Raw genomic sequence first — 13,595 nt, 5'->3', positions numbered from 1 at the left:
GTTTTCATTATGAAAATCGAACAATTAATGGCATTATACGGAGAGAACGGAGTTCTCCTGGAAGAACTTTACGAAAAGTTTAAGAAAGATCCGCAGTCTTTGGACAAGGAATGGGCTCTCTTTTTCCAAGAAGTGGAGACCAACGGAGTCTATTCGGGTAACGGGACGAATGGCGCGTCGAACGGTAATGGAAACGGGAAAGGGGCCGTGGCGACTTCATTTACGGACGCCCAGGCGGGTACTTTTCGTGAAATGGGTATCATCAACCTTCTTAACGCGTATAGAAGGCAGGGTCACCTTGCAGCCGATTTGGATCCATTAGGAATTTCCAAACCGAATCGTAAGTTCATAGACGCTAAACTGGGAAACTTGACCCAGGCGGACTTGGACACGGTGGTCGATACCAATAATGCCAGTCTAGGAAGAGCCAAGCTTAAAGATGTCATCGACTGGTTTGAAAAGACTTACTGTAGTACCATCGGGTACGAACAATATTATCTCGTAAACGACGAGGAGCGAGAATGGTTGCAAAAACAAGTCGAATCCGTCGATTTCCATGCTCCCTTATCCAAAAGTATCCGGCTCCGCCTCTTTGAAAAACTTTTCCAAGCCGATCACTTCGAAACCTTTCTCGCCAAAAAATACGTAGGTAAAAAGCGCTTCTCCCTGGAAGGGGGAGAAAGCATGATTCCCATGCTAGATACGATCGTCGAAGAAGCCGGTCATTTTAAAATGGACGGACTCGTTATCGGCATGGCTCATAGAGGTCGCTTAAACGTACTTGTTAATGTTATCGAAAAGCCGGCTTCCCTAGTATTCGCCGAGTTCGAGGAAAAGGCGGAAAAAGGCGCCGTCAGTTACGCCGACGTAAAATACCATTTAGGCTATTCCAACAGTAAGATGACGACTGCCGGTAAGGAAGTAAAGTTATCTTTGGCTTTTAATCCTAGCCATTTAGAAGCGGTAAATCCTGTTGTAACCGGATCCGTTCGCGCTCGTCAAGAGCAGTATGACGATACCGATCGTTCTAAGTATATGCCCGTAACCATTCACGGAGACGCCGCGTTTGCCGGACAGGGAGTGGTTGCAGAAACCATTAACTTGATGAATTTAGAAGGTTATACGACGGGTGGAACGTTTCATATCGTAATCAATAACCAGATCGGCTTCACAACTTTACCGAACGAATCTAGATCGACTTTATACGCGACCGACTTGGCAAAAGGTTATCAGATCCCAATCGTACACGTTAACGGTGACGATCCGGAGGCGGTTTATCGAGTCACTAAGCTCGGGATGGAATACCGTCAGAAGTTTAAAAAAGATTTTATCATCGATTTGATCTGCTATCGCCGACTCGGACACAACGAAACCGACGAGCCCGCATTCACTCAGCCGAAAATGTATGCAGTAATCAAAGGTCATCTTCCGACCGCTCAGCTCTACGAAAAGAAATTATTGGCCGACGGAGATATTACTAAAGACGAAGTCGATTTTATCAAAAACGGCTCTCAGCAAGGTTTGGAAGATTCTTTCCAAAGAGCTAAAGAGCAGGACATCAAGATGAAGGTCGATACGATGCGGGGTGTTTGGGCTCGTTACTCCAAGGATCCCCTGGACAGCGGTACTGCGACTTCCGTACTTGCGGAGCAGAGGGATCGAATCGTTCATGCGATCACGACCGTTCCGGAAGGATTTACTCCGAATCCGAAATTAGTTAAGCTCCTACAAAGTAGAAAGGAAATGGCGGAAGGAAAAATTCCTTTAGATTGGGGGATGGCCGAGGCGCTATCCTTCGGTTCGATTCTGGAAAACGGTTTTAGAATCCGACTTTCAGGACAGGACAGTCAAAGGGGTACTTTCTCTCATCGCCATGCGGTTCTTGTGGATATTAATTCCGGCGAAAAATACGTAGGATTGAATCATATTTCCGACAAGCAAGCTAAGGCTGAGATCGTAAATTCATCGCTTTCGGAATTTTCCGTTTTGGGTTTTGAATACGGCTACTCGCTTTCGGATCCGAATGCTTTGGTTATTTGGGAGGCGCAGTTCGGAGACTTTGCTAATAATACTCAGGTGATCTTCGACCAATTTCTTTCCAGTTCGGAAGTAAAATGGCAAAGGTTATCGGGTTTAACCATATTGCTGCCTCACGGATACGAAGGCCAAGGACCCGAACATAGCTCGGGTCGTATAGAGAGATTCCTCCAGCTTTCCGCCGATAATAATATGCAGGTCGCGAATTGTACGAATGCGGCACAATACTTCCATTTGCTCAGACGGCAGATGCTTAGAAATTTCCGCAAACCGTTGATTATCTTTACGCCGAAATCGCTTTTGCGTTTTCCGGGAGCCTTGTCTCCGATCGAAGATCTGTTGAAAGGGGCTTTCAAAGAAGTTCTGCCCGATTCGGGCGATTTAAAGGCGGATAAAGTCGAAAAAATCGTATTCAGTTTCGGAAAAGTATATTACGATTTATTAAAATATCGCGAAGAAAATAAGGTTCAAAATACCGCATTAATCCGCGTGGAACAAATGTATCCGTTCCCGAACAAGGAAATCGAAGCGATATTAAGAACTTACAAGAACGCGAAAACGTTCGTATGGTGCCAAGAAGAGCCGAAGAATCAAGGTGCATGGTTTTTTGTGAGGGATCGTTTGGAAGAACTTCTTCCTTCCTCCTCTCGACTGAAATACGCAGGCCGAAAAGAATCTCCAAGTCCGGCCGCGGGTCATATGAAAGTCCATCTTCAGGAGCAAGACCAACTCGTGCAGGATGCGTTTCTTTACTAACTAGAAATAAGGTCTCCGGCTTTCTCGGAGACCTTCGGTTCTTTTAATAAAATTCCGTCTTCAAGACTTCGTCTATCGAATAATAGGATCAGTTCGTCGATAGACCCGGCGTTAGGTAACCGTTGTAATATGAATGCAAATGCAAGCGAACCCGTACTTCTCGCTCTACTCTTCGCGGACCGAGTGATAACCGAAGATAATGGCAAGCGCGGAATTATCGGAACGTTTACCAAATTCTTTGCTCAGCAATTTCCGGTCGTTTTCCCTCCTTGGGGAATTTATATCTGTGTTACGAATCTTACTCCGGGCGATCATGAATTTACGCTTGAACTCGAATTTGCGGATACGAGCGAAAAAATAATGGGAGTCGGCGGAACGATTCGAGTGAATAACGGCGCGGAGCCTGTCGAAATCGGGATTCCAATCCCGCACGCGGTTTTTCCGAGAGAAGGTCGCTATATTTTACTTTTACGTATCGGTGGAGATATTGTCGGTAGTAGACCTCTTTGGGTCGATCAGGTTCCCGCAGTCCCTCCATCCGCTTAAGCCCCTTTCTTGATTTATTTCCGATTTTTAATCGGAAGGTTTTGCTCCGAGTGATTCGAAAAGGATATTACCTTTATTGAAACAACGGAACTAACCCGTATGCAGACTCGAAAGGCTCGGCTTGTTCTTCGCAGGCCCAAAGTTCTAGACTTTTGTCATATCCTGCTTTTGCATGTAAGGTAAATATGACCTGATTTTTACGAGTCTGGCATTTGATGGATTCGATCAAGCCTTGACGATTTCGATTGCAAGCGCTTGCGATTCGTAAAATGCCTGAAAGCTTTAAGACGATCTCTTGCTCTCTATAGCCCAAACGTTGGAACTCCCGATGCTTCACTTTCGGGCCGCTTTTCCGATGATATCTTGCGGTCAAGGCGATGATTTCGATTTCTCTCCAAGTAAATCCTAACATTGCCTCGGAGTTTCGAATCAGATAATAGCTATGTTTATGATACGCGGAATGGGAGATGAACAATCCGACCTCGTGTAGCAATGCCGCGGCCTCTAACAATTCTCTTTCCTCGTTTCCTAAGTTATGAACGTTCTTTAACTGATCGAATAGATCGAGAGCGAGCTTTGCGACATGCCTGGCGTATACCTCGTCTCGAGTGAAGGAAACCAGCAAATTATGGACGGATTTTTGTCGAATATCGTCCAAATGCCGGGAATGTTCATCGTCCTGGAAATGTTCCCATTTTCGAATCGTATCGTAAATGATCCCTTCCCTAAGAGCTAATTCCGAGACGATCAAATTGGGAAGATCAAGTTGTTGGAACAACTCTTCCAAGATCAGTATCCCGCCTACGATAATATCCGAACGCTTGGAATCGAGTCCCGGAAGTTTTGCCCTTTTTTTGGAAGTATCCGTCTCTAACACTAGATTCTTGGCTTTTCGAAATTCTCCGGCCGAAAATCTGAAATGATTTAGAGGGCGTTCTTCATGTTCTCCATCAAAGGACCGAATGATTCCGGCGACTGCCTGAACGGTTCCTGAAGAACCGATGATCAATTCGGGATGGAGGTCCCTCAATACTTTGCGAAATGGAAGGATCATTTCCTCGATGTATAGTTTGCACTTTTTTATTTCGGAAGAGGAAAGAGGGTCCGATTTCAGGAATTTTTCGGTAAGCCGGATTGCCCCCAATTTGAAGCTCTTCGAAAAAAGGATGTCACCTCGGAAACCGACTAGAACCTCGGTGCTTCCTCCGCCTATGTCGATCATCAGTATCTTTTTGTCGAAAACCGGCAGGCCTTGAAGAACTCCGAAGTAAATTAAGCGGGCTTCTTCGTAGCCGCTAATCACGTCGATTCGTATTCCGGCTTCTTTCCAGGCGGCTTCCTGAAAGGCGTTCCGATTGGAGGCTTCCCTCAGGGCAGATGTGGCTACTGCACGAATTTCGGCCTTGGAGTTTTCGGCTATAACCTTGAAGCGTTTTAAGCATTCGATGGCGCGCCGAAATGCAGGCGGGTCGATTTCTCCGCCTTCTTCCAAACCGCTTCCTAAGCGGACGTTTTCTTTTTCTCTGGTCAGGGCTTCGAAGGTGCCGTTTTCACGCACCCGGACCACGATCATATGAAAGGAGTTTGTGCCAAGATCGATGGCAGCAAGGGTGTTTGCCCGAACCATAATTTCCGCTAAGTTTCATCGGGCCCGTAGTGTTTCCAATTTGTTTTTCGTTTTTTTTGTTTTGGAATTGCCCGTACGACTTGCACGAGAAATATTGAATTGGATCAACCACGGAAAAATCCTGATGATTTTTCCATTCTTCGCAGATAATACAAAGAGAAAGCCCCCGAAAGTGGCAGAAAGGGAAAGTAATGATATTCGATAAGCTCTACGGACTATTTTCCAATGATATGGGAATCGACCTCGGAACCGCAAACACGTTGGTTCACGTGAAAGGCCAGGGGATCGTACTCTCCGAGCCTTCCGTAGTAGCGGTGCACGCTGCCACCGGAAAGGTTTTGGCGGTAGGACAGGAAGCCAAAAGAATGCTCGGGAGAACACCCGGTGAAATCGTCGCGATACGACCGATGAAGGACGGAGTTATCGCCGACTTCGAAACCGTGGAAAAGATGATTCGTTACTTCATTGCAAAGGTTCATAATCGGACCACATTCGTGAAGCCACGGATTGTGATTGGAGTTCCCTCGGGAATCACCGAGGTGGAACGTCGTGCCGTCCGAGAATCCGCTGAACAAGCAGGCGCTCGCGAAATCTTCCTAATAGAAGAAGCTTTGGCGGCTGCGATCGGCGCAAACATTCCAATTAACGAACCAGCAGGAAATATGATCGTCGATATCGGCGGCGGGACAACCGAGATTGCGGTGATTTCTCTCGGAGGAATGGTAATCGCAGAATCGATCCGAACCGGCGGGGACGAATTTGACGAAGCAATTATCAAATATTTACGGAATCAGTACAACCTCGTCGTGGGGGAAAGAACTGCGGAAGATATCAAACTGACCATCGGTAATGCCTATCCGGAAAAGAAAACGGAGACCATGGAAGTTAAAGGCCGGGATGCTATTTCGGGTCTGCCCAGGACGTTAGAATTGGAATCGAACGAAATCCGCAAGGCTCTCAAAGAGCCTACCGACGAAATTCTAGACGGGATTAAGAGAGTTTTAGAACGGACTCCTCCTGAACTTGCTTCGGATATAGTGGAGCGCGGAATTGTGCTAACAGGAGGCGGATGCCTTTTACGAGGGCTGGAAACCTATCTTTCCAAGGAAACCGGTGTGCCAGTTTTCCGAGCAGAGAACCCTCTAACTTGCGTTGTTTTAGGTACTGGAAAATATCTAGACGAGTTGAAATATATAAAACCAGGAATCCGTTAAGGGTTCCTTCGGGGGACATCCCGCCCGAGTCGCCGGTCCGAGCGATCTAAGGCTGGGCGGGTTGCTAAACGTTACATGCTTTGGATTCAGGTCAGTAAGAGTAAGGAAACTGTCTCCCTCCTTTTTTGTATTCTATTCTCTTTATTATCGCTAACATTTAAAAGTAATGTGCTAGTACGAGGGATTGCAAGCTTTCAAAGAGTGGGGGATACGGTTTCGGGTTCAATCGACGGAATCGGTTCCTTCTTTAAGGGCGCCTATACGAAACTTGAATCTTTCGAAACCGTTCGGCAAGAGCGAGACGCTTGCGTCGCCGCCATGGATGAATATAAACTTCTTCCGCAAGACCTGGATCGTCTAGGGAGGGAAAACGAGACGCTCCGTCGAGAATTGCATTTCAATACGAGGCAAAAGTTTTCCAGCGTGAAAGCGGAGGTTCTTTCCGTTCGTTTGAATTCGATATATAGAACGATCATCATCGATAAAGGTTCCGAAGCAGGGATTAAACCTTATATGCCAGTCACGGCCCGTTCAGTGGATCAAAAGGGCGAAATCATCGAAGCGCTTGTCGGCAAGGTGATAGCAGTCACCGGAGGATCGGCAGTCGTTCAGCCCTTAATCAATTCCAATTTTAATATGGGGGTTTCGATTCCGGACAGCAACTTGTGGGCAAGTCTTTCAGGGAACTCAGGACGCGGAACGGAAGCATTGATGAATTATATCGATAGCGGTATCGTTATCGATCCGAGGGTTTTTGGAGATTATCCGATGGGTCCCACCGAAATGATCCAATATACGGAATCTCTGAGCAAGATCGGAAAGGCCGTTTATTCGTCCGGGTCTTCCGGAGTGTTTCCGCCGGGAATTCCCGTCGGGATCATCACGGAAGAAGGCCCTAGGAACGGAAGTTTCAAGACTGCATTTTTGAAACCTTTCGTTCGCTTTGATATGCTGGAGTCAGTTACGATCGTAATGAAACTTCCGGAAAAATGGGCGGAGACTTGGCCTGAAGGTCAAAATATTAATATTGAAAATCCTTATTTTGGGGAGTTAAATTATCCGAAGGAAGATCGGGAGCCAAAGAATCCGGTTCCTCCGGTGCAAGGCGGAACAATTCCTCCTCAGCCTCAGAATAGAAAGCCTGTAAAACCAAAGGTGGATGGCGGCTCCGGCTTCTCCGAAGAGGAACAAAACGAATGATCCTCGAATATGTAGTCATAGCTGCGGGCATTTTTATTTCTCACTTCCTAAACGGGACAAATGCCTTGGAAATGTGGGGAAATAAACCGGACTTTATGGTCCTGTTCGTACTTTTCTTCGCGCTTCGAAAGGGCGCAATGGCCGGGATTTGGATCGGCTTTTTCGGTGGGTTACTCTCCGACTCCGGTTTGGGGGGAGAGATAGTCGGGAATGTAATGACTTATAAGATCGGATTACATTCCTTAACGTTCTGTGTAATGGGATATTTGATCGGTAAATTCGCCAGGTCGGCATACCATGAGAATTATCTTTCTATAACTCTTTACTCTTTGGTAATCACCCTAATCACGCGAGTGGCCACTTATTTTCTATTTTCGCTTTTCTTTCACGAGAATTTAAGCTATTCTATCTTCAGTACGTCGATTTACAACGCGATCATCGCTCCGTTGTTCTTTTATTTACTCGGTAAATTGTACAGACTGGAACAAGTGGAGGCTTAAGTGCTCGGAGGATCTCCCACATCCACAGAGTTTAAACTAGAGAGGAGCTTTCGAGTTCGTCTTTACGTATTTTCCGGTTTTGTGGTATTTACGTTGGCCTCCTTCGTGATCCAGCTTTTTAATCTGCAAATCGTTCAAGGGACGAATAATTCCTTAAAAGCTGAAAAGTTCGTTCGAAAGAGTGAGACGATTCCCGCAGCTCGCGGAGAAATGTTTGATCGGAATTTTCTTACTCCGGAGACTTCTATGGCACTGGTCTCCAATTATTCCAGTTTGGACGCCGTCTTAAATACGTCTCTTTTAAAATACGATCCTTCGAAAGTTCGAAATTTCTTGCATGAATTCGCTAGAACGCTTTCGATTCCGATGTCGTACTACGAAGAGGATTTGATAGAACCGAGATTCTCCAAGAATATTAAATCGAAAAAGCCCTTCGTTTTGCTTGAGGCGATCAGCAAGGCGCAACAGGAAAGGATTTCGGTATTCGATACGATTTCGAAATACGTAATTTTGGTCCCGTCGCCTCGACGCATCTACAAAATGGGTCCGGCTCTCGCGCATGTCACGGGATATATCGGGAAACCGTCCAAAACGGATCTTTTAACACGAGAGATTAAATCCTATCAATGGCTTGGGAAGAGCGGCTTGGAATTGGAATATGACGACAGATTGCGCGGAACAGACGGTTTTCGAATCCAAAAGCGCAGTTCCGAAGGCAATATAGAAGAAGAGAGAGTCGTGGAGCATTCGACTCCGGGGAACAACCTGATCCTCACGATCGATAAAGACATCCAGATCGCAGCTTATAAAGCGTTAAAGGGAGCGAGGGGAACGGCAATCGCGATGCGTCCTGCTACCGGGGAAGTATTGGCAATGGCTTCTAATCCCAGTTTTGATCCTAACGTTCTATCGGGCAAAAACCGGTCCGAACGAACGGCGCATTATAAACGCGTAGATTCGAACGGCGGATTTTTAAATTTAGCGATACAATCGAAATTTCCTCCCGCGTCCACATACAAAACGTTAGTTGCTTTAGCGGCGTTGGAGAGCGGTCATAAAGTGGATTACACTCCCGAGACCACATACAGTTGTAATGGAAGTTTTATATTAAAATCCACGTTTGCAGGAGTTCCCGATCAGGTTTTCCTATGTTGGGAAAAAGGCGGCCATGGAACAAATGATTTGGCACACGCACTACAAAAGTCCTGTTCGGTTTACTTTTATAATCTCGGCTACAAATTGGGATCCGATCCGATCCTAACGTATTCTCGTCTTTTCGGATTGGATGCAAAATCCAATATCGATCTTCCGGACGAAAAGCAAGGCTTTGTCCCTTCTTCGGCATGGAAGAAGAGAACGTATGGAACGAAATGGTTCGACGGGGATACGATCAATCTTTCCATAGGACAGGGCTTCATGTCCGTAACTCCACTGGGAATGGCGCTTTTTTACGCAGGTTTGCTTAATCGAGGACAAATCTATCAGCCCTATACCGTAAGTGAAATTCGAGATCCCGTAGATAATTCGATTATCAATCGCACTGAACCTCAGATATTAAGAGACATCCCGATCCAGCCTTCCACAGTCGAGGCCATTAAGGCAGGACTACGTTTGGTGGTCAAAAGCGGAACTGCGTCTTACGTTCTTAACAAACCCGGATTACCGGATATCGCCGGAAAAACGGGAACAGCCCAAACTAGAAGAAGAGGTTCGTCGGGATCGAATCATGCTTGGTTTGTAGGATATGCGCCTGCTAGTGCGCCCGTAAGCGAGCAGGTTTTAATCGCAGTCTTCGTCGAATACGGTATCGGTGGGGCCGCGGGCGCGGCACCGGTCGCAAGAGAAATGTTTCGAGCAGCCTTCCCACCGGGTAGTTTCAAACGGGTCGTGGAAGCTCCAGAACCCGGTTCCCCCGTTCTTCCGGAGAAATCCAATGATGTCAGATAGATCCATCGATCGCATCGACTACTTTCTCGTGATCTCGGTAGTTATAGTCGTTTTATGCAGCGTACTTACTTTATATTCTCAGGAATTCAATTTCGACGACCAAGGATCAGGGTTGTTCGCTCATAAATGGGCGAGACAGTTTCTGTATTTTCTCATAGGGTTAGTCGCAATGTGGTTCATCTCTCGAGTGAACTACCAGTTGATCGGTTCGTATGCATTGTTCATTTACTTATTCGTAATATTCCTTCTTGTGCTTACTTTGATTCCGGGAATAGGTTATTTGCCTTCCGGTCGCGGAGCTCGTTCCTGGTTGAAAATCGGACCGGTTGGAATTCAGGCTTCGGAATTCGCTAAATTATCCACGGTAATTCTTCTCGGACAATATCTCGTGCTGAGAGAAAAGGAAATGAAGAAAATCACGGTTTTGATTCTTCCTTTCGTGATCGTGCTCGTTCCGATGGCGTTGATTCTTTTGCAGCCCGATTTCGGGACGGCAGTCTCTTTTCTTCCAATTTTATTCACAATGCTGTTCTTAGGCGGAGCTGACTATCTTCACATTAGTTCTTTCCTGACTTTGGGGGGAATTTCCTTGTTGATTCCTATGTATGTGGAGTATTCACGTTTGACTTTGTTAAACGATATTTTGGCCTTCTTGCAGAGGACTGGGAAAACGGATTTATTATCTATCGTAAACCGACTTGGGGGAAAGATTTGGCAGGTCCTTGACGGAAAAGATATCGCAGGCGTAAATCTAACGCCTAAGACGTTGGGCTCGTTACGAGAAGCCGTCGATCAGGTAATCGATTTAGAAGCGAGTTTTGTTTTTAAACTTTTGTCCAATCAGGGATTGTTGATCGGAGTAGGCGGGACTTTAATCGTACTGAGTGTAATCATGATTCTGCTCCGTATCGCTCGAGGCGCAAAAACTTTAAGAACGTATTATATTCCTCTCGGAATAGTCGGGATCAGCATCCTTTCCGCCGTTGTGGTTATGAAAACAGTTCCCTTTCGTGAAAATCAGGTAATTCGTTTAACGGCGTTCCTCAATCCGGACGAATTTAAGCAGGGAGCCGGTTATCAATTGCGCGCATCCAAACCGGCCGTCGGCTCCGGAAAGCTAGTAGGGAAAGGGTTCTTAAACGCGGAAATGACCGAAGGGAAAATTCCTCACGTTCCCGAATCAAGTACGGATTTTATTTTCGCCTCTTGGGCAGAACAGACCGGATTTATCGGTTCGGTCTTTTTACTTTTCTTCTTGTTTTCCATTCCTTTACGAGGCCTGCAGATCAGTTATGAAAGTAAGGACCGTTTCGGATCGTTACTCGCTTCGGGTATTGTTGCCTTACTTTTCTACCATATGGCGATTAATATCGGAATCGTCTTAGGGCTGATGCCCGTAACCGGGATTCCTTTATCATTCATGAGTTACGGAGGTTCGCACCTAATTATGTCGATGATCGCCGCCGGAATTATTCTTTCGATTAAGATGCGAAAACACGCAAACTGATTCGGCGGATAGAAAATCTCGGCTAAACATATTTTCCTATTCTTCAAGATGAACCGATAATAGTAGGACTACCCCATGGAACGAGTCAAGGATTCCCGATTTCTTTTCGATTTAAAACGTAGATTTCGCTACATATTGGAGGAAGTTGAAAAAAGTACCTTTGATAGAAATACCGAAGTCCGTGAACTGGAAACTTTATGGGAAGAAATGTTCGACGTTGCCAGCAGGAACGATACTCCTTATTTTCGAGCGAGATTGGCTAATTTAAAACGCCAGTTGGACGGCTTCGTAAAGAACAAAGCATATGAGAAGCGCGAGTTCGACATTATTTACCGACAGTTAGAAAAAATTAGAAAAGACGATACCGTAGAATTTTTAGACGATTCGATGAGAACAAAATTGGATCGTATTACCAAGAGCACTGGCTCTTTGACGACGCAAGTGACACCGCCGTTAGGAATCGAAGGAATGACTTTTTCCGGAATTCCTCTATTCTTAACCTTTCGTTGTGGAACCATTAACTTTATTATTAAAAGCGGTCCCAAAAAAATTTTTCGAAACGTTGATAGAAGTAAGGATAGGGTCTTGTACGAAGGAAGAAAGTATCCAGTCTTTCCAAGTCGCACAATCTACTTTACTTGGGAAGGGGAAAGGCATTGGGAGACCGAGCCGGGAAACCTATTAATGATTCGTAATGCAAGAGGAATCCGTTTTTTTCGTTACGATACCTTGGGCGACACGTTTCGCATTCCCGAAGATACATTTAGAAGGCGCTTAAAAGTGGTGGAAGGTTGGACCGGGGAAATTACAAGATACTTTCGAAAGGCTGGAACAAGATACTACTATATCCCTGAAGAAGATTAACTCCGGTCTAATATTTCGGAATGGCCGTTCCGCCTTTTGGGCCGACGGCCCCCACCCAGGTTCGGGTGGTGGAGGAGGGCTTGTGGGAGAAACCCGCAGCCCTTATATCATACATATCCATTTCTTGCAACGGATTTTCTCGCTCTACATCTTTGTTGGAGCTCCCACGGCAATCCTCGAAAATTCTCGTTCGAGATTTAAGAAAAACGCGGAGATATTATTCTTCTCCGTCTTCCATCAGATTGTTTAGGCTCTCAATCAGTACTTCTACTTCTACACCATAGCCCATGCAAACTTGTTCGATCGTCTCCAGTTCATTGATGGAACAATGAGAACAACCGCCTAAGTGGTAACTTGAAAAAACGAGGCCGGCTTCCGGATGCAAAGCAATCGCTTCACCCACCGTCATTTCCTTATAAAATCTTGGCTTGACCGCTTCCGACATGTGGAAAATCTCCTATTAGTACGGGTTTCCTTCCAGTATATAGACTCCCGGACCGTTAGTCAATTCCATGTTTTTTCAAGAAGCAGGCAAATTCTATATCCGGATAGAGGAACGCTTTGAATCCTCACATTTTCTTTATAAATATTTCCCAGACGGCTCTGATGAGCCGATTCATGGCCATTCCTTTAAAGTGGAAGTTTATTTATCCGGAAGAAAGAATATAGGGAAAGACGGGATTAGTTTCGATTTTCTTACTTCCAAAAAGAAGCTTAGGGAGCTGGTCTCCGAATTGGACCATATTCTGATTAACGAACATATCGATTTTAGAAAAATCAACCCTACGTCGGAAAATATGGCTCGCTGGTTTTATAGCGGTCTCAAAGAAAGCGTGAGCGCAGCGGACGGGAGAGTGGAGAGAATTGTGATCCACGAAGGTCCGGAGAATCTGGCCTTTTTTGAACCTTTACAAGGTTAACGTCGTCTTTTTATATTTTTCCGTGAAGAATCAAAAAGGCAAGATGCGCCACAGCAAATGCTAAAGTGAAATAGAAACCGACTCTAAGCGGCTTGGGAAGCTGTTTCAATCCGCAAATAAGAGAGTGAAACGCTAAAAAACCCAGTGCAATAAAGTTCGTCCACAGCGCGGCCTTCACCGGCGCCGGTTCCGGACCGAATAAAAGTAAGAGAGTCGTCGGGAGTAGGCCTAAAAAACTCATAAACCCTCCGGTTGCGATCCAGATCATTAAAATCAGGCGAGATTGCCTTTCGTCTGGATGTTGAAAAACCGAAATCGCCCCTCCGACGATCAGTTGGTGTATGAAACCGTGCCCGGCATAAAGAATGCTAATGCATAAAAACAAAAGAGTCGGGACGTCAAAATGGGTCTGAAAATTGAGCAAGTGAATTCTCCCGCCACATAGTTAAGTGATTCGCTCTACTTACTCAACCAAAT

Annotated in this window: 12 protein-coding genes; 9 read left to right on the top strand and 3 right to left on the bottom strand. The window is 45.7% G+C overall.

Annotation, left to right across the window (positions count from 1 at the left end):
* Positions 1 to 9: 9 nt before the first annotated feature.
* Positions 10 to 2,793 (top strand): 2-oxoglutarate dehydrogenase E1 component, encoded by a 2,784-nt coding sequence (locus tag LEP1GSC050_RS07245; RefSeq protein ID WP_010570574.1) that lies wholly within the window; start codon positions 10 to 12, stop codon positions 2,791 to 2,793.
* A gap of 129 nt (positions 2,794 to 2,922) precedes the next feature.
* Complete coding sequence (locus tag LEP1GSC050_RS07240; protein ID WP_010570573.1) at positions 2,923 to 3,339, top strand: DUF6941 family protein; 417 nt, start codon at positions 2,923 to 2,925, stop codon at positions 3,337 to 3,339.
* Between the two features lie 73 nt (positions 3,340 to 3,412).
* On the opposite strand, the gene LEP1GSC050_RS07235 is transcribed toward LEP1GSC050_RS07240, so the two are convergent.
* On the bottom strand, positions 3,413 to 4,966 hold the full coding sequence (locus LEP1GSC050_RS07235) for a Ppx/GppA phosphatase family protein (protein WP_010570572.1): 1,554 nt from the start codon (positions 4,964 to 4,966) through the stop codon (positions 3,413 to 3,415).
* A gap of 191 nt (positions 4,967 to 5,157) precedes the next feature.
* Here LEP1GSC050_RS07235 and LEP1GSC050_RS07230 point away from each other — a divergent pair, with 191 nt between their 5' ends.
* The 6 genes from LEP1GSC050_RS07230 (at position 5,158) to LEP1GSC050_RS07205 (ending at position 12,198) form a co-directional block, all read left to right on the top strand.
* Positions 5,158 to 6,180, top strand: a complete 1,023-nt coding sequence (locus LEP1GSC050_RS07230) for a rod shape-determining protein (RefSeq protein WP_010413872.1) — start codon at positions 5,158 to 5,160, stop codon at positions 6,178 to 6,180.
* Positions 6,181 to 6,255: 75 nt separating this feature from the next.
* Entirely contained in the window at positions 6,256 to 7,380 is a 1,125-nt protein-coding gene (gene mreC / locus LEP1GSC050_RS07225) for a rod shape-determining protein MreC (protein ID WP_010570571.1), read from the top strand.
* A complete protein-coding gene (mreD, locus tag LEP1GSC050_RS07220) occupies positions 7,377 to 7,880 on the top strand; it encodes a rod shape-determining protein MreD (protein ID WP_010570570.1) in 504 nt (167 codons plus the stop codon). Before mreC ends, mreD begins: the two co-directional genes overlap by 4 nt.
* Complete coding sequence (mrdA, locus tag LEP1GSC050_RS07215) at positions 7,881 to 9,827, top strand: penicillin-binding protein 2 (RefSeq protein WP_010570569.1); 1,947 nt, start codon at positions 7,881 to 7,883, stop codon at positions 9,825 to 9,827.
* Positions 9,814 to 11,334, top strand: coding sequence for a rod shape-determining protein RodA (gene rodA, locus LEP1GSC050_RS07210; RefSeq protein ID WP_040911216.1), 1,521 nt, complete (start codon positions 9,814 to 9,816; stop codon positions 11,332 to 11,334). Before mrdA ends, rodA begins: the two co-directional genes overlap by 14 nt.
* 75 nt (positions 11,335 to 11,409) lie before the next feature.
* On the top strand, positions 11,410 to 12,198 hold the full coding sequence (locus LEP1GSC050_RS07205) for a hypothetical protein (protein WP_010570568.1): 789 nt from the start codon (positions 11,410 to 11,412) through the stop codon (positions 12,196 to 12,198).
* A gap of 217 nt (positions 12,199 to 12,415) precedes the next feature.
* Here the strand turns inward: LEP1GSC050_RS07205 and LEP1GSC050_RS07200 are convergent, their stop codons facing one another.
* Positions 12,416 to 12,643 carry a DUF1858 domain-containing protein gene (locus LEP1GSC050_RS07200; RefSeq protein WP_010413863.1) on the bottom strand — a complete coding sequence of 76 codons (228 nt, stop codon included), beginning with the start codon at positions 12,641 to 12,643 and terminating at the stop codon, positions 12,416 to 12,418.
* Between the two features lie 67 nt (positions 12,644 to 12,710).
* Between LEP1GSC050_RS07200 and LEP1GSC050_RS07195 the strand changes: the two genes are divergently transcribed.
* Positions 12,711 to 13,118: a 6-carboxytetrahydropterin synthase gene (locus LEP1GSC050_RS07195; protein WP_010570567.1), complete on the top strand. Its 408-nt coding sequence runs from the start codon at positions 12,711 to 12,713 to the stop codon at positions 13,116 to 13,118.
* A gap of 10 nt (positions 13,119 to 13,128) precedes the next feature.
* Here the strand turns inward: LEP1GSC050_RS07195 and LEP1GSC050_RS07190 are convergent, their stop codons facing one another.
* Entirely contained in the window at positions 13,129 to 13,542 is a 414-nt protein-coding gene (locus LEP1GSC050_RS07190; protein WP_010570566.1) for a hypothetical protein, read from the bottom strand.
* Between the last annotated feature and the right edge of the window lie 53 nt (positions 13,543 to 13,595).

The organism is Leptospira broomii serovar Hurstbridge str. 5399, from assembly GCF_000243715.2.
GTDB classification, from domain to species: domain Bacteria; phylum Spirochaetota; class Leptospiria; order Leptospirales; family Leptospiraceae; genus Leptospira_B; species Leptospira_B broomii.
This window is presented reverse-complemented; position numbering and strand designations above follow the sequence as displayed.

Bases quoted from the DNA above. Each gene is read 5' to 3' on its own strand.
- LEP1GSC050_RS07245 (WP_010570574.1), top strand. From the start codon at position 10: ATGAAAATCGAACAATTAATGGCATTATACGGAGAGAACGGAGTTCTC.
- LEP1GSC050_RS07240 (WP_010570573.1), top strand. From the start codon at position 2,923: ATGAATGCAAATGCAAGCGAACCCGTACTTCTCGCTCTACTCTTCGCG.
- LEP1GSC050_RS07235 (WP_010570572.1), bottom strand. From the start codon at position 4,966: ATGGTTCGGGCAAACACCCTTGCTGCCATCGATCTTGGCACAAACTCC.
- LEP1GSC050_RS07230 (WP_010413872.1), top strand. From the start codon at position 5,158: ATGATATTCGATAAGCTCTACGGACTATTTTCCAATGATATGGGAATC.
- mreC (WP_010570571.1), top strand. From the start codon at position 6,256: ATGCTTTGGATTCAGGTCAGTAAGAGTAAGGAAACTGTCTCCCTCCTT.
- mreD (WP_010570570.1), top strand. From the start codon at position 7,377: ATGATCCTCGAATATGTAGTCATAGCTGCGGGCATTTTTATTTCTCAC.
- rodA (WP_040911216.1), top strand. From the start codon at position 9,814: ATGATGTCAGATAGATCCATCGATCGCATCGACTACTTTCTCGTGATC.
- LEP1GSC050_RS07205 (WP_010570568.1), top strand. From the start codon at position 11,410: ATGGAACGAGTCAAGGATTCCCGATTTCTTTTCGATTTAAAACGTAGA.
- LEP1GSC050_RS07200 (WP_010413863.1), bottom strand. From the start codon at position 12,643: ATGTCGGAAGCGGTCAAGCCAAGATTTTATAAGGAAATGACGGTGGGT.
- LEP1GSC050_RS07195 (WP_010570567.1), top strand. From the start codon at position 12,711: ATGTTTTTTCAAGAAGCAGGCAAATTCTATATCCGGATAGAGGAACGC.